Origin of the sequence: Klebsiella sp. RCJ4 (assembly GCF_009025755.1) — a bacterium.
GTDB classification, from domain to species: Bacteria; Pseudomonadota; Gammaproteobacteria; order Enterobacterales; family Enterobacteriaceae; genus Klebsiella; species Klebsiella michiganensis.
In genome coordinates, this window is the sequence record NZ_WCIN01000023.1 from 154,698 (window position 1) to 171,059 (window position 16,362).

Sequence of the window (16,362 nt, forward strand, 5' to 3'; positions counted from 1 at the left end):
CCTATTCATGCCTTCAGCTGGCCTTCTGCCGCGAGGTTTTCTATCATGTTGCTTTCTCGCGATTAACACGGCGCACACATGCACGAAATATTTACTATGCTGCTGGCGGTTTTTGACCGCGCGGCATTAATGCTGATTTGTCTCTTTTTCCTCATTCGCCTGCGCCTGTTTCGTGAACTTCTGCATAAATCCGCGCACACCCCTAAAGAATTGCTGGCCGTTACCGCGATCTTCTCTCTCTTTGCCCTCTTTAGCACCTGGTCTGGCGTACCGGTCGAGGGATCGCTGGTCAACGTGCGTATTATCGCGGTCATGTCCGGCGGGATCCTGTTCGGCCCGTGGGTTGGGGCTATCGTCGGCGCGATCGCCGGCGTACATCGCTACCTGATTGATATTGATGGCGTCACCGCCGTCCCCTGCTTTATTACCAGCATTGTCGCCGGTCTGCTCTCTGGTTTTATTGGTCGTAAAGTGCCGAAAGCCCAGCGCTGGAAAGCGGGGATCCTCGCCGGGATGCTATGCGAAACCTTAACCATGATTCTCGTGATCGTGTGGGCGCCTTCATTCGCGCTAGGGATAGATATCGTGTCTAAGATTGGTATTCCGATGATCCTTGGCAGCGTATGTATCGGCTTTATCGTTTTGCTGGTGCAGAGCGTTGAGGGGGAAAAGGAAGCCAGCGCCGCCCGTCAGGCAAAACTGGCGCTCGACATCGCCAACAAAACTCTCCCGCTATTTCGCCACGTCAACAGCGAGTCCCTGCGTCAGGTATGCGACATTATCCGCCGCGATATCAGTGCCGATGCCGTCGCGATTACCAATACCCAGCACGTGATGGCCTACGTCGGCGTCGGGGAAATCAACTACCGCGATAACGATGACTTTATCAGCCCAACGACGCAACAGGCGATCCGCTATGGGAAAATCATTATTAAAAACAATGATGAAGCTCATCGCACGCCGGAAATACACTCTATGCTGGTCATTCCGCTGTGGGAAAAAGGCGTCGTCACCGGTACGCTAAAAATCTATTACTGCCACGCACACCGCATCACCTCCTCATTGCAGGAAATGGCGGTAGGCCTGTCGCAAATCATCTCTACGCAGCTGGAGGTTTCCCGCGCTGAACAGCTGCGTGAAATGGCCAATAAAGCCGAGCTGCGGGCGCTGCAAAGCAAAATCAATCCCCATTTCTTATTTAATGCGCTGAACGCCATTTCATCGTCGATTCGCATGAATCCGGACACCGCGCGTCAGCTAATTTTTAATTTGTCGCGCTATTTACGCTACAACATTGAATTAAAAGATGATGAACAGATAGATATCAAAAGGGAGCTGTATCAAATCAAGGATTACATCGCGATTGAACAGGCTCGCTTCGGCGACAAGCTGACGGTGATTTATGATATTGATGATGAAGTCAGCTTTATGATCCCCAGCCTGCTAATTCAGCCGCTGGTGGAGAATGCTATCGTCCACGGGATTCAGCCCTGCAAAGGAAAAGGCGTGGTGACCATTGGCATCAATGAGTGCGGGAATCGGGTACGAATTAGCGTTCGCGATACGGGGAACGGTATCGACCCTGCGGTAGTAGCGAGGGTAGAGGCTGACGAAATGCCGGGAAATAAAATCGGTTTACTCAATGTTCATCACCGGGTCAAGCTACTGTACGGGGAAGGACTGCATATCCGACGCCTGACGCCGGGGACCGAAATTGCCTTCTATGTGCCAACCCAACACGCGCCCCAGGTGGCTACGGAGTCGCTGCTGTCATGAGCGGAGATAAAATGAAGGTCATCATTGTGGAGGATGAGTTCCTCGCGCAGCAAGAGCTCACCTGGTTGATTAACACCCATAGCGAAATGGAGATTGTCGGTACCTTTGACGACGGTCTGGATGTGCTGAAGTTTTTACAGCACAACAAAGTCGACGCCATTTTTCTCGATATCAATATTCCATCTCTGGATGGCGTACTGCTGGCGCAAAACATCAGCCAGTTCGCGCATAAGCCCTTTATCGTTTTTATTACCGCGTGGAAAGAGCATGCGGTGGAAGCCTTTGAGCTGGAGGCGTTTGATTATATTCTCAAGCCCTACCAGGAATCACGCATTATCAACATGCTGCAAAAGCTGACCGGCGCCTGGCAGCAACAGCAGCAGGTCAGCGCCGGTAGCGGGGCAGCGGCCAATCCAGCCAGGGAAAACGACACGATTAATCTGGTTAAAGATGAACGGATTATCGTCACCAGCATCCACGATATTTACTACGCGGAAGCGCATGAAAAGATGACGTTCGTTTATACCCGCAAGGAGTCCTTCGTGATGCCGATGAATATCACGGAGTTCTGCAACAAGCTACCGCCGGCGCACTTTTTCCGCTGTCACCGCTCGTACTGCGTCAACCTGAGCAAAATTCGCGAAATCGAACCCTGGTTCAACAACACCTATATTCTGCGGCTACGCGACCTTGAGTTTCAGGTACCGGTGAGCCGCAGCAAGGTGAAAGAGTTTCGCCAGCTCATGCATCTGTAGAGGATTTACCCGAATAATCATTTTATTCGGGTAAGAGGCGGGGCTTACAGAATCTGCCCCAGAGTCTGACGCAGGTGCGCGCCGGAGCCCAGCAGCCCCGGATTATCGTGGACAATCAGATAGACCGGAATATCCTGGACGAAGGCTTTAAATCGGCCTTTATCTTCAAAACCGCCGCGAAAGCCGGAGGCTTTGAAGAATTCAAGGAAGCGCGGCACGATACCGCCAGCAATATACACGCCGCCAAAGGTGCCGAGGGTCAACGCCAGGTTACCGCCAAATCGGCCCATAATGACGCAAAACAGCGACAGCGCGCGGCGGCAATCGATGCAGGTATCGGCCAGCGCGCGTTCGGTCACATCTTTAGGCTGCAGATTTTCCGGTAGACGCCCGTCAGACTTCACGATCGCATGGTAAAGATTAACCAACCCCGGCCCAGATAAGACGCGTTCAGCGGAGACGTGCCCCAGCTCGCTGCGCAGCTCTTCGAGAATAATGCCTTCCTCTTCGCTATTGGGGGCGAAATCCACATGGCCGCCCTCACCCGGCAGGCTCACCCAGCGCTTATCAACGTGTACCAGATGAGCAACGCCCAGCCCGGTACCGGCGCCGTAGACGGCAATCGGCTTGCCTTCCACCGGTTCCGCGCCGCCAAACTGAATCAGATGTTCAGCTTTTAGCATGGGGATCGCCATCGATACCGCGGTAAAATCGTTAATGATTTCCAGATGCGAGAAACCCAGGTTCTTTTTCATCTCAGCGATAGAAAATGCCCAGGTGTGGTTGGTCATCGCCACCCAGTCGCCGGTAATCGGACAGGCGATGGCAATACAGCCGTCTTCGACCCGGACGTTATGCTCTTCCAGATAGACCTGAACAACGGCTTCAAGACTGGGATAATCGAGCCCGGAATAGGTCTTAGCACGGGAGATCTCCCCGCTTGCCAGATCGCATAACGCCAGACGAGCATTCGTTCCGCCAACGTCCCCTACTAAAGCAAATTTTGTCATTCCGTTACGGCTCCGCTAAAGTCAAAATGATTCTTTGGCACACTCTAAATTCATGACGTCCTAACAACAACGACCAACGCATAAGCGCCCTTTGTTTAGCGACCTACGTCACAGTTAGGCTGTAATTTATGAAATTATTGTGCGGCCGATCGTCAGGCCAGCTCTTTACTTTATCGTTTCAGCACCATTTGCGCCAACGACCTTAACGCGCCCGGGCAAAGTAGTGCGTCGAAACCTTCAGAAGGATATTTTCATGCTGCACCCGCGCGCCAGAACGATGCTGTTGTTATCGATACCCGCAATCGTGATTGGTATTGCTGCCAGCCTGGTCTTGATTGTGGCGATGAAAACGGCAGCCATGCTGCAGAATATTCTCTGGAGTAGCCTGCCTGGATTGCTGGGCATGAACGCCAGCGGCCCTTTCTGGACGATAGCTATCCTCACCGGCACCGGCATCGCCGTAGGTCTGGTCGTGCGTTTTAGTCCTGGTCACGCCGGACCCGATCCGGCCACCGAGTCACTCATTGGCGCACCGGTGAGTCCCGGCGCTCTGCCCGGCCTGCTCGCTGCGCTGATCGTCGGCCTGGCGGGCGGCGTTAGCCTCGGGCCGGAGCATCCTATCATGGTGATTAATATCGCCCTCACGGTGGCGCTTGGCTCCCGCCTTTTCCCGCGAGTCAGCGCGCTGGACTGGACGATCCTGGCGTCCTCCGGCACTATCGGGGCGCTATTTGGCACGCCTGTTGCCGCGGCGCTGATCTTTTCGCAAACGCTGAACAGCAGTAACGATGTGCCGCTTTGGGACCGACTCTTCGCCCCCTTACTTGCCGCGGCGGCGGGCTCTCTGACCACCGGGCTGTTTTTCCACCCCAACTTTTCGTTACCTATTGCGCACTACGAGCGGTGGCAGCTTGTCGATATCTTTAGCGGGGCTATCGTGACGCTGATTGCTATTGCCGTCGGCATGGTTGGCGTTTGGTGCTTACCGCGCCTGCACGCGCTGATGCAGCGGCTGAAAAATCCGATCTTAACCCTCGGTATTGGCGGATTTTTATTGGGGATCCTGGGCGTCGTCGGCGGGCATATCACGCTGTTTAAAGGCCTGGATGAAATGCAGCAATTAGCCTTCAGCCAGACGTTAACCGCCAGCGATTACATGCTTATTGCTTTGGTGAAGCTGGCGGCGCTGGTGCTGGCGGCCGCCTGTGGTTTTCGCGGCGGTCGAATTTTTCCGGCGGTGTTCGTCGGCGTCGCGCTAGGCCTGATGCTTCACGCACACGTGGATGCCGTGCCGGCAGCCATCACCGTTTCCTGCGCCATCCTCGGACTGACGCTGGTAGTGACGCGTGATGGCTGGTTGAGCCTGTTTATGGCAGCGGTCGTGGTGCCCGATTCCACGCTGCTTCCGCTGCTGTGTATCGTCATGCTTCCGGCCTGGCTGCTGCTGGCCGGTAAACCGTTGATGATTGCCAGGAAGCGTGGAGATTAAACCCGGCTGTTTCTCTCTTCCAGCGCCTGAGTGACCGTGCGCAGAAAGTCGGGAATATCCATTTTTGGCAGCATCACCTCCACCAGCGTCAGCCTGTCTGAGGCGACGCTGCTATTCATCGCTTCCTGCAGTTCGTGGGTGCGCGTCACTCGCCAGCATCGGGAAGGGACATCCGGCGCAAAAGCGTCAGGCAGGCGATTCCAGTCCCAGAGCGCAATATCGTTATAGCGCTGCTCGGGGCCGTGAATTGCGCGCTCGACCGTATAGCCTTCGTTATTGAGCAACAGGATCAGCGGGCGCTGCTTGTCTCTGAGCATCGACCCCAGCTCCTGAATAGTTAACTGCGCAGCGCCATCGCCAACAATCAGCACCACCCTTCTGTCCGCTGCCGCGATTTGCGCCCCGTAGGCTGCCGGAAGGGTAAAGCCTATCGATCCCCATAGCGGCTGGACAATCAGCGTTGCGTCAGGGGGCAGCTTAAGCGCGGCGGCGCCAAAAGCGGCCGTCCCCTGATCGGCAAGGATAATATCTCCCGGGCGCAGCTGTTTCTGCACCGTACTCCAGAAGTTTTTCTGCGTCAGGCTCCCCTCTGGCGCGCCGCTGACGCCCGGCGCCTGAACATTTGGCGCATGCCATTCTGCCGCCAGGCTGGCAGAGAGTTCGATTAAGACATCCAGCGCCTTTTCCATCGGTACCCGGCTAAACCAGCGATCGCCAACCCGCACGGCGAAGGGCTGGACTTCTATCGTTTTTTCCTGCGGAAGGTGTTGGGTGAAACCGGCGGTAATGGTATCGGTAAAACGCGTGCCGACGCAGATAATGGTATCCGCGCTTTCAATGGCATCGCGGGTATCCTCTGTGCTGGCTATCCCGCTGTAAGTCCCGACGAACCCAGGCTGCTGCTCATCAAAAAGCCCTTTGCCCATCAGCATCGTGGCGTAAGCAACCGGCACCTTCGCCACCCACTCTCGCAGAGCGTTTTGTAGTCCATAGCGCTGGGCGAGGAAATCCGCCAGCAGCGATACGCGACGGCTGCTTCTGAGCATCCGCTCGGCGTGCTCGCGGAACCCCGCCAGCTGGTTCTCGTCGGCGGGCAGCGTGTGAATAAGCAAGCGGTGAGCTGGCGGGGTGGCCTTTGCTTTGGCCACATCGGCCGGCAGCACGAGATAACCGGGGCGATGCTGGGTCAGCATTTCACTCAGTACCCGGTCTATTTCATGGCAGGCATTTCCCGCTGCGAGCACCGCCTGAGAGCAGGTAATATGTTCACTCATACGCGAAAAGTGGCTGAAATCACCGTCGCCAAGCGTATGGTGCAGCAGCTCGCCGCGCTGCTGTGCGCCGGTACAGGGAGCGCCGACGATATGCAGGACCGGTACATGCTCAGCGTAGCTCCCGGCAACGCCGTTGAGCGCGCTCAGTTCACCGACGCCATAGGTGGTCAACAGCGCGCCCGCGCCCTTAATGCGCGCATAGCCATCGGCGGCATAGGCGGCGTTTAGCTCGTTAGCACAGCCTACCCACCCTAAGCTCTGCTGCGCGATAACGCTGTCGAGAAACTGTAAATTGTAATCACCCGGTACGCCAAACAAGCGGTCTATGCCGCAATCTACGAGACGATCCAGCAGATAATCGCCAATGGTATAAGTCGGTTGCATATCCTTACTCTCCTCTCGTGCAGGTAAGTTGAGTATTGAATAAGCAGGTGCGCTGTCCAGATTGCGCTCAACAATGGCGGTGGAAAGCAAAATTTACGCCTTCAGGGTGTGTACTCCGCGGCAAACATTCTTTAGTGTAAACGTATACACAACCCTGTTTTATCTGCGGAGGAAGTATGGTTTACCAGGCAAACGCCACGCGATATCAAACGATGGAATACCGCCGCTGCGGTCATAGCGGACTAAAGCTACCGGCGATTTCTCTTGGGCTTTGGCACAATTTTGGCGACGAAACGCGGGTGGAAACCAGCCGCCAGCTTCTGCGTCACGCATTCGATCTCGGCATGACTCATTTTGATTTAGCCAACAACTATGGGCCACCGCCGGGTTCGGCGGAGAGTCATTTTGGCCGCATCCTGAAAGAGGATTTTTTGCCCTATCGCGATGAACTGATTATCTCCAGTAAAGCCGGTTACACCATGTGGGACGGCCCCTATGGCGACTGGGGATCGCGCAAGTACCTGATTGCCAGCCTCGACCAGAGCCTTAAGCGAATGGGTCTCGACTATGTCGACATCTTCTACCATCACCGCCCCGATCCCGAAACGCCGCTGCGGGAAACCATGGGCGCGCTGGACCACATCGTCCGCCAGGGGAAAGCGCTCTACGTCGGATTATCGAATTATCCGCTCGAACAGGCCCAGGAAGCCGTCAATATCCTTAACGATCTCGGCACGCCGTGTCTGATTCATCAGCCCAAATATTCGATGTTTGAACGCTGGGTCGAGGAGGGGTTACTCGATTTCCTGCAGAGCGCGGGGGTGGGAAGTATAGCGTTTTCACCGCTTGCGGGCGGCCAGCTCACCAACCGTTACCTGCACGGTATCCCTGCAGACTCCCGCGCCGCCAGCGGCAGCCGGTTCCTGCAACCGGAGCAGCTTACTGAAAGCAAGCTGGAAAAGATTCGTAAGCTGAATGCGCTGGCCGAATCCCGCGGGCAAAAGCTCTCACAGATGGCGCTGGCCTGGGTACTGCGCGATGAGAAAGTGACGTCGGTACTGATTGGCGCCAGTAAAACTTCGCAGCTCGACGATGCGGTTGGCATGCTGGAAAACCGCCATTTCAGCGCCGAAGAACGGGCCACCATTGACGCGATCCTTGCGGTGTAAATTCATTGTTACTTTAGCAAAAAGTGCTCTCACTTGCGATTTAGGAGTTCCTCCGATGCGGCGGGGCTTTACCGCCCCGTAATATCAGGTTAACAGGCCGACAACGGCCCCGATCGTGAAGGAGAAGAGTATGTTCAGGTCACTGATTTTGGCTGCAGTGCTTCTGGCTTCAGCGCCATTGGTCGCTAACGCTGGTGAAATCACCCTGTTGCCATCAATAAAATTACAAATTGGCGATCGCGACAATTACGGTAACTACTGGGACGGTGGCGGCTGGCGCGACCGTGATTACTGGCGTCGACACTATGAGTGGCGCGATAACCGCTGGCGCCGTCACGACAACGGCTGGCATCGCGGCTGGGATAAAGGTAAAGCCTACGAACGCGGCTATCGCGAAGGCTGGAAAGATCGCGATGACCGACGCGGCGGCTGGGGGCGTGGGCCAGGCGGCGGACGCGGACATGGCCACGGCCATCATTAATCGCAAAAGGGAGCCATTCGGCTCCCTTTTTCATCGTCACGCTTAACTGAATATCGTTCCAATAATCAGCCAGCCGTTAAGCAGCACAACGACCGCAACTATCCCCCACCCCAGCAGTTTTACCCACCGGGAATTGGCCAGGTCGCCCATTAACCGGGAATCGCTGGTGAATATCAGCAGCGGCACCAGCGCAAGGGCGATACCAAAACTCAGCAATACCTGGCTCATCACCAGAATACGCGTGGGATCCAGCCCCATTAAAATGACGATAAACGACGGCAGCATGGTGATCGCCCGGCGAAACCACAGCGGGATATGGAAGCGGATAAAGCCCTGCATTACCACCTGCCCTGCCAGGGTTCCCACAACCGTGGAGGATAAACCCGCCGCTATCAGGCTCAGACCAAAGATGGTAGCTGCCGCGTGGCTCAGTAAGGGCTCCAGCGTCAGATAGGCCTGATCGAGGTCGGCAATCCCGGTGTGGCCGTTAAAGTGGAAGGCGGCGGCGGCGGTCGCCATCATGGCCAGGTTAACAAAACCCGCGATGGTCATGGCGATGGCGACATCCCAGCGCGTGGCGTTATAGCGCTCTTTGCGCGTCCCCCCGTGCAGGTGCTGAGTGAGCGATGAGTGTAAGTAGATAACATGCGGCATGATGGTCGCCCCCAATACCCCGGCGGCAAGAAACACCGCTTCGCTGGTCGGCAGTGAAGGAACGATCATCCCTTTCGCCAGCGGTGCCAGCGCGGGCTGGGAGAAGATAAGCTCAACGACATACGCTGCGGCGACAAACAACAGCAGCCCGCCTATCACTTTTTCCAGCGGCTTTTGACCGCGACGCTGCAGCATCAGAATCAGGAACGTCGCAATTCCGGTCAATACAGCGCCCTGAAGCAATGACACGCCGAGCACCAGCTTAAATCCGATAGCCGCGCCAATAAACTCGGCAAGATCGGTCGCCATAGCGATAATTTCGGCCTGCACCCAGTAGAACCACACCACAGGACGCGGGTAGTGGTCGCGAATTTGCTCCGCCAGATTTTTACCGGTGGCGATGCCCAGCTTCGCCGACATCACCTGAATCAGCATCGCCATCAGGTTAGCCCATACCACCACCCACAGCAGCTGGTAGCCAAAGCTGGCGCCGGCCTGAATGTTGGTGGCGAAGTTACCCGGATCGATATAGCCAATGGCAGCAATGAACGCCGGCCCCATCAGGGCGAGCTTAATCTTGCGCGCTGCGCGACCGCTGCTATTCTCAACGCGACTGTTGGTCATTTTCTGCCTCTGGAAATATAGCCTTTGCTATGTTTTATGCTATCAAAATGCGAATGATTATCAAGTTCATTTGGAGCGATGATAATGATTGCTGTGATAGGAGAGAACGATAGCGGGTTGGCAACGGAAAACCGGGGAACTGATAAACGCTTTTAATTAATCACCAGAATAGTACAACCGAGCAACTTTTAAAACCTTTACGTAACATAACAAAAATGCATGGTTGATCACTATTTTTGCCATTAGTCACATATCCTTGCAATAGTGTGTGCTGGCTCTCGTTTTCTTTGCGCTTGTTACATAGAATGTGCACAGAAATTTAACCTGCCTCATATTTGGAGCAAATATGGACCGCGTCCTGCACTTTATTCTCGCGATCGTAGTGGTGGCCATTCTGGCCCTGTTGGTCAGCCACAACCGTAAGCAGATTCGTATTCGTTATGTCATTCAGCTGCTTGTCATTGAAGTGCTGCTGGCCTGGTTCTTCCTGAACTCTGACATTGGTCTGGGTTTTGTGAAGGGCTTCTCCGAGATGTTTGAAAAACTTCTCGGTTTCGCCAACGAAGGGACAAACTTCGTCTTCGGCAACATGAACGACAAAGGCCTGGCGTTCTTCTTCCTGAAGGTTTTGTGCCCGATCGTCTTTATTTCTGCGCTGATTGGTATTTTGCAGCATATTCGTATTCTGCCTATCGTCATTCGCGCGATTGGTACCGTGCTGTCCAAAATCAACGGCATGGGCAAGCTGGAATCCTTTAACGCTGTCAGCTCGCTGATTCTGGGCCAGTCCGAAAACTTCATCGCCTATAAAGATATTCTTGGCAAGATGTCCCGCAACCGCATGTACACCATGGCGGCGACCGCGATGTCTACGGTATCCATGTCTATCGTGGGCGCGTACATGACCATGCTGCAGCCGAAATATGTAGTTGCGGCGCTGGTACTGAACATGTTCAGCACCTTTATCGTGCTGTCGCTGATTAACCCGTATCGCGTTGACGAAAGCGAAGAAAATCTGCAGATGTCTAACCTGCATGAAGGACAGAGCTTCTTCGAGATGCTGGGTGAATACATCCTGGCAGGCTTTAAAGTGGCGATTATCGTGGCCGCCATGCTGATTGGTTTTATCGCGCTGATTTCCGCGCTGAACGCCCTGTTCGCCACCGTCACCGGCTGGTTCGGCTATAGCATCTCCTTCCAGGGGATCCTCGGCTATATCTTCTATCCGGTTGCGTGGGTGATGGGCGTACCGGCAGGTGAAGCGCTGCAGGTAGGAAGTATTATGGCCACCAAGCTGGTTTCTAACGAATTCGTCGCCATGATGGATCTGCAGAAAGTTGCCGCCACGCTCTCTCCGCGTGCGGAAGGCATCATCTCTATCTTCCTGGTCTCCTTCGCCAACTTCTCTTCTATCGGTATCATCGCCGGCGCGATTAAGGGCCTGAACGAAGAGCAAGGTAACGTGGTTTCCCGCTTCGGCCTGAAGCTGGTGTACGGTTCTACGCTGGTGAGCGTGCTCTCTGCGTCTATCGCCGCGCTGGTACTGTAATTCGTCAGCGGTATCGCGAAAGCCGGGCAAGTCCCGGCTTTTTCATGCCCGCAGTTCGCTCAACGGCAGCGGCTTACCCACCAGATATCCCTGGAGATAATCGACGCCTAACTCGAGAAGCTTTTCCCGCTGCTCCGGCGTTTCAACGTATTCCGCCACCACTTTCATCTTCTTAACCTTAGCCATTTCAATAATGGATTTGACCATAATGGCGTCCAGCGGATCGGTCTCGATATCACGCACGAAGCAGCCGTCAATTTTCAGGATATCGGCCCGCAGGCTTTTCAGACGCTCGTAGTTAGCGTAGCCGGTACCAAAGTCATCAATCGCTATACCGCAACCGAAATCTCGCAGCAGCTGGATGTTATGCATGCTGGTCTCGACATCGGAAAACGCCTGCTCTTCGGTAACTTCAATCGTTATCGCCTCCGCCGACAGGTTATAGCGTTTAAACAGCGCGATGATTTGCGTCGCGCTATCCTTTTGCATCAGCGTATAGGGCAGAAGGTTGACGGAGAAATGCTGACCCTGATGGTGATTGAGCGAACTAAACAGCGTTTCCAGCACCTGCATATCAAAACGCTGGCTCAGGTTAAACTGCGCAATCAGCGGGATAAACCGATCGGGCGTAATGATGGTATTACCGCAGCGCATACGACTCAGTATCTCGTAATACCCCTCTCCGGAGGCGTCACGGATAGGCTGGGCGTACAGCACCAGCCCACGTTCGTTAAGCGCCTGCTTAATCTTCGCCAGCAGCCGTACCTGTTCGCTCGTTTGATCGGAAATCTGCTCTTGCGCCGCGTCCAGCGGTAATACGCGCCGCGCAGCGCCGGCCTGCTCCGATAACCAGCTAAGCTGACCAAGCATCGGGTGAAGCTCAGATTCTATGCCGCGGTAGCCGCCCCACGATGCGCCAAATTCCAGATCCAACGCCTGGTTATTCCAGCTAAACTTTTTATGGTTAAGCGTGGAAACAATATGACTTAACCGCGCCTCTGGCTCCGGCCCCTTCAGTACCAGCAGTAGCTCGCTGCCGGGAAGCTGAAATATTCGCTCGCCGGGAGCTAATAGCGGCTGTAGCTTCCGGGCTATCTGCCGTTTGCTCTCCACTCTCATCATCATGCCATAATGGCGGCTCAGGAAGTCCAGATTCTGAATGCGCAGGCTGCTGATGGCCACAGCAGGATTCCGCTGCAGGTGACTCTCCAGCGCGCGCAGATTCGGTAAACCGGTTAGCGGATCTTCTTCCGCCTGATCCCGCCATCTGAACTTCATTCTTTCACTGCGAGCGTAGATATCCGCCATATAAAACAGGCAGATAGTGAAACAAATGAGTACCGAAAGGACAAACGACAGTGAATATTCAGTTTGTACGCCGTGTAAAAAATTCTGGTTATACGCCACGAGTAAAAAGGCTGAAACGGACCATGAAATGCGAATCAGCGTATGCCCCAGGCGGCTAATACCAATGAAGTATAAAATGAAAATAAGCGGGACTAAATAACCGGCAATAAAAACAGAATCATAAGGCGTACACAGCACCAGTAATATTGCCGCCAGGGCCACAAACCAATACAACGTAAATACCCGCTGCTCGCCCGCCCGCCATGAGTGGCAAAGATTGCGCCAGAATGCTCGTGCATAACGTGGACTGATAATCATCCGCAACGGATAATAAAAAAATGTCGTGAAAATTAATGCGGCGCTAATCAGGCTTTGTATATCGATAATGGTGTAAATAACCGACATACTGCCGAAATAGCTGGATATTGCCAACGGAAAAGCAAAAAAACGCCCCGCCAGATACATGGTGACCTTCAAAAGGAGCGGTGCAAAAAAGCCGCCCCAAAAAATCCTCGCGCCCATATGTTTTGCCGTCAGCCCAGCGCGCCAGCGCCTTCCAAGCTGAAAGCGAACAATCGCGCAGGACAAGAAAACTGAGAAGAGCTGGCAAAATAGCAGGATCAGCGCCTGGGTTAGCGTCAGATCGATTATCCAGGCATTAGTGATCGCAAACGCGATAATCAATGGCGCAACGGCGTAGCGGCCAAAAATAAAAAGTACGGAATACATTAAGCTCAGCGGTAGCCACGCCAGATAAATTTGATTTCCGTCAATAATGGTTTGTGGGGAAATAAATCGGGACAGCGGAATTGCGATAAAGCAGACCAGGAGCGCCAGCAGAGTTTTTTTGATCTTAATGTTAAGATGATCAATCATTATTGTTAATTAAAACTCCGGCTGCAATAAATATATTCAGGCAACAGATATTATTTTGCTTAATAAAGGCAGGCAAGATTTTAAATAGTGAAAAAATCTGAAATTACTTAACGCAGAGGTTTGCTGACTTATTCAGAGAATGCTTTACATTTCCTCCGCCAGACAAACAAAAAACCCCCGCCGTAGCGAGGGTTCCGAATTTGGTGGAGCTAAGCGGGATCGAACCGCTGACCTCTTGCATGCCATGCAAGCGCTCTCCCAGCTGAGCTATAGCCCCACAGGAACTCTTTACGAACCAAACCTGATGGGTGCAGGTGTTGGTGGAGCTAAGCGGGATCGAACCGCTGACCTCTTGCATGCCATGCAAGCGCTCTCCCAGCTGAGCTATAGCCCCGTAACGTAAAGCGTGTCGTGTTGACGGGCGGCATAATATGAATTCCTTCGCCAGGTGTCAACGGCAAAATCAATCCCGGCTATTTGATCGCTGAAAAAGCAGGCAAACGGCTGACATTGCGAGCCTTATCGCAGCCAGAAGTTAAACATGTCACTCTTTCCTTTAAAAGGATGCTATAACATGTGCAACTAATTCCCACATATTTACTCAGGAAATAGTATGCTCAAGGAACGAATGACACCTGAAGAAATAGCGCATCTGACTGGCTTCAGTCGGCAAACGATTAACAAATGGGTACGTAAAGAGGGATGGCAAACGTCCCCGCGCCCCGGCGTACAGGGTGGCAAAGCGCGCCTCGTACATGTTAATGAGCAGGTTCGCGAGTTTATTCGCAGCGCGCAGCGCGTGGCCGAAAACCCTGTCCCCTATTCCGCAACGGATAACGATCTCGAATCTCTTCTGCTTACCCTGTGTAAAGAGATGACGCCGGGAGAGCAAAAGCTGCTGATGTCGCTGCTGCTGCGTGAGGGGATCACCGGGTTACTCAACCGACTCGGCATTCGCGATCGGTGAAAGCATGATGAAACTTAAAGATAAAATGACCCCAGCGGAGCTCGCCGAGTGCCTTAACCTCGCCCGGCAAACCATAAACCGCTGGGCCAGAGAACAAAAATGGCGGACGGAACCGATCCCCGGAGTCAAAGGCGGACGCGCTCGTCTTATCGTCATCGACAGGTCGGTGATCGATTTCCTGGCAAATATCCCGGCGCTGCGGCATCTGACCATGGATAACCAGCTGGCGGAACCACCCGTCAAATACTTTGTGAACGATGCGGACACAGTCTGGCGCCAGATTGTCGAGACCATGCACCTGATGACCCCAACTGAGCAGCTGCACCTGCGGGATTTTCTTGCGCGCGAGGGGATCAGCGGGTTTCTGTCCCGGCTTGGCATTACTGATGCGAAGTAACGGGCAAAAAAACGGCGGGGTTCGCTATCCCCGCCGTTTAACAATCGCTGTATCAGGATCAGGATTGCTGGCTTTCGCGCTCAGCAATAAAGGCCAGCGCCTTGTTGATACGTTCTACGCTACGTGATTTACCGATCGCATGGACGGTCACATCAAGCGCCGGAGACTGACCCGCACCGGTCACCGCGACGCGCAGCGGCATTCCCACTTTGCCCATCCCCACTTCCAGCTCATCGGCCGTCGCCTGAATCGCGTGATGGACGTTTTCCGCCGTCCAGTCGCTGATGGCGGCTAATTTGTCGCGCACCACTTCCAGCGGCTGACGAGCAACAGGACGCAGATGTTTTTTCGCCGCATCGGCATCAAACTCGGCAAAATCTTCATAGAAATAGCGGCAGCTCGCCGCCATCTCTTTAAGGGTTTTGCAGCGCTCGCCCAGCAGCTTCACCAGCTCAGCCAGCTGCGGGCCGTTACGGGTGTCGATATTTTCCTGCTCAATGTGCCACTGTAAATGCGTTGCCACGTACTCCGGGGCCAGCGAGTTGATATAGTGGTGGTTCAGCCACTGCAGCTTTTCCGTATTGAACGCGCTCGCCGATTTGCTCACCGCCCCCAGGCTGAACAGTTTAATCATCTCTTCGCGAGAGAAAATCTCCTGGTCGCCGCTGGACCATCCCAGACGCACCAGATAGTTCAGCAGCGCTTCCGGCAGGTAGCCGTCGTCGCGATACTGCATAACGCTGACCGCACCGTGGCGCTTGGACAGTTTCTTACCGTCGTCGCCGTTAATCATCGAGACGTGGGCGTAAACCGGCACTGGCGCATTCAGCGCTTTCAGGATGTTAATCTGGCGCGGGGTATTGTTGATATGGTCTTCGCCGCGAATAACGTGGGTGATTTCCATATCCCAGTCGTCAACCACGACGCAGAAGTTGTAGGTTGGAGAACCATCGGTACGGCGGATAATCAGATCGTCCAGCTCCTGGTTGCTGAATTCGATCGGACCGCGGATCTGGTCGTCAAAAACAACGGAACCCTCTTCCGGGTTGGCGAAACGGACGACGCAAGGTTCGTCATCAGCATGATGTTCGTGGCCATGGCGGCAGCGACCGTCGTAGCGGGGCTTCTCGCCTTTTGCCATTTGCTCTTCACGCAGCGCTTCCAGACGCTCTTTAGAGCAATAGCATTTATAGGCCGTGCCCGCTGCCAGCATTTCATCAATAACGGCGTTGTAGCGATCAAAACGCTTGGTCTGGAAGTACGGACCCTCGTCCCATTCCAGGCTCAGCCAGTTCATACCATCCATAATGGCTTCAATGGCCTCCGGCGTGGAGCGCTCAAGATCGGTATCTTCAATACGCAGCACAAACTCACCGCCGTGATTACGTGCAAAAAGCCAGGAATAGAGAGCAGTACGCGCGCCGCCAACGTGCAGATAGCCTGTCGGGCTGGGCGCGAAGCGAGTTTTGATTTTCATGAAGTGGCCTTACGTTTGATAAAGGTGCCGACACGCGGCAGTGTTCGTTGGATTTTATGGAGGAATATTCTAACACCGTGGGCTGATTCCTCAATGTTGTTACCGTTTCAACGTCACGCTTTCCCCTTTTTGT

Annotated in this window: 13 protein-coding genes and 2 tRNA genes; 8 read left to right on the forward strand and 7 right to left on the reverse strand. The window is 54.2% G+C overall.

Features of this window, described 5'->3' with window-relative positions; genetic code table 11:
* Positions 1 to 96 precede the first annotated feature (96 nt).
* Together F8562_RS07150 and F8562_RS07155 are read left to right on the forward strand one after the other, a co-directional pair.
* Positions 97 to 1,776, forward strand: coding sequence for a sensor histidine kinase (locus F8562_RS07150; RefSeq protein ID WP_161506375.1), 1,680 nt, complete (start codon positions 97 to 99; stop codon positions 1,774 to 1,776).
* Positions 1,777 to 1,787: 11 nt separating this feature from the next.
* Complete coding sequence (locus F8562_RS07155; protein WP_032694853.1) at positions 1,788 to 2,531, forward strand: LytR/AlgR family response regulator transcription factor; 744 nt, start codon at positions 1,788 to 1,790, stop codon at positions 2,529 to 2,531.
* 44 nt (positions 2,532 to 2,575) lie between these two features.
* On the opposite strand, the gene glk is transcribed toward F8562_RS07155, so the two are convergent.
* Complete coding sequence (glk, locus tag F8562_RS07160; protein WP_014839151.1) at positions 2,576 to 3,541, reverse strand: glucokinase; 966 nt, start codon at positions 3,539 to 3,541, stop codon at positions 2,576 to 2,578.
* Positions 3,542 to 3,794: 253 nt separating this feature from the next.
* Here glk and F8562_RS07165 point away from each other — a divergent pair, with 253 nt between their 5' ends.
* Entirely contained in the window at positions 3,795 to 5,030 is a 1,236-nt protein-coding gene (locus tag F8562_RS07165) for an ion channel protein (protein WP_014230299.1), read from the forward strand.
* On the opposite strand, the gene F8562_RS07170 is transcribed toward F8562_RS07165, so the two are convergent.
* Positions 5,027 to 6,688 (reverse strand): alpha-keto acid decarboxylase family protein, encoded by a 1,662-nt coding sequence (locus F8562_RS07170; RefSeq protein WP_094909352.1) that lies wholly within the window; start codon positions 6,686 to 6,688, stop codon positions 5,027 to 5,029. The genes F8562_RS07165 and F8562_RS07170 overlap by 4 nt on opposite strands.
* Positions 6,689 to 6,864: 176 nt before the next feature.
* On the opposite strand from F8562_RS07170, the gene mgrA reads away from it, so the two are divergent.
* Entirely contained in the window at positions 6,865 to 7,857 is a 993-nt protein-coding gene (mgrA, locus tag F8562_RS07175) for an L-glyceraldehyde 3-phosphate reductase (protein ID WP_094909354.1), read from the forward strand.
* Between the two features lie 130 nt (positions 7,858 to 7,987).
* Complete coding sequence (locus F8562_RS07180; protein WP_014230302.1) at positions 7,988 to 8,338, forward strand: DUF2502 domain-containing protein; 351 nt, start codon at positions 7,988 to 7,990, stop codon at positions 8,336 to 8,338.
* Between the two features lie 42 nt (positions 8,339 to 8,380).
* Here F8562_RS07180 and F8562_RS07185 read toward each other — a convergent pair whose 3' ends face one another.
* Positions 8,381 to 9,616, reverse strand: coding sequence for an Nramp family divalent metal transporter (locus F8562_RS07185; protein ID WP_014230303.1), 1,236 nt, complete (start codon positions 9,614 to 9,616; stop codon positions 8,381 to 8,383).
* 346 nt (positions 9,617 to 9,962) lie between these two features.
* Here F8562_RS07185 and F8562_RS07190 point away from each other — a divergent pair, with 346 nt between their 5' ends.
* On the forward strand, positions 9,963 to 11,165 hold the full coding sequence (locus tag F8562_RS07190) for a NupC/NupG family nucleoside CNT transporter (protein ID WP_004104312.1): 1,203 nt from the start codon (positions 9,963 to 9,965) through the stop codon (positions 11,163 to 11,165).
* A 42-nt stretch (positions 11,166 to 11,207) separates the two neighbouring features.
* On the opposite strand, the gene F8562_RS07195 is transcribed toward F8562_RS07190, so the two are convergent.
* The 3 genes from F8562_RS07195 to F8562_RS07205 all read right to left on the reverse strand — a co-directional run bounded on the left by F8562_RS07195 (position 11,208) and on the right by F8562_RS07205 (position 13,782).
* Positions 11,208 to 13,388, reverse strand: a complete 2,181-nt coding sequence (locus F8562_RS07195) for an EAL domain-containing protein (protein ID WP_014839154.1) — start codon at positions 13,386 to 13,388, stop codon at positions 11,208 to 11,210.
* 201 nt (positions 13,389 to 13,589) lie between these two features.
* Positions 13,590 to 13,665: transfer RNA gene (locus F8562_RS07200), tRNA-Ala, on the reverse strand.
* A 41-nt stretch (positions 13,666 to 13,706) separates the two neighbouring features.
* Positions 13,707 to 13,782, reverse strand: a tRNA-Ala gene (locus tag F8562_RS07205).
* A gap of 219 nt (positions 13,783 to 14,001) precedes the next feature.
* Here F8562_RS07205 and F8562_RS07210 point away from each other — a divergent pair.
* Together F8562_RS07210 and F8562_RS07215 are read left to right on the forward strand one after the other, a co-directional pair.
* A complete protein-coding gene (locus F8562_RS07210; protein WP_004852968.1) occupies positions 14,002 to 14,355 on the forward strand; it encodes a YfeC-like transcriptional regulator in 354 nt (117 codons plus the stop codon).
* Between the two features lie 4 nt (positions 14,356 to 14,359).
* Positions 14,360 to 14,752 carry a YfeC-like transcriptional regulator gene (locus F8562_RS07215; protein ID WP_014839155.1) on the forward strand — a complete coding sequence of 131 codons (393 nt, stop codon included), beginning with the start codon at positions 14,360 to 14,362 and terminating at the stop codon, positions 14,750 to 14,752.
* 58 nt (positions 14,753 to 14,810) lie between these two features.
* Here F8562_RS07215 and gltX read toward each other — a convergent pair whose 3' ends face one another.
* Positions 14,811 to 16,229: a glutamate--tRNA ligase gene (gene gltX / locus F8562_RS07220; RefSeq protein WP_014230306.1), complete on the reverse strand. Its 1,419-nt coding sequence runs from the start codon at positions 16,227 to 16,229 to the stop codon at positions 14,811 to 14,813.
* Positions 16,230 to 16,362 lie beyond the last annotated feature (133 nt).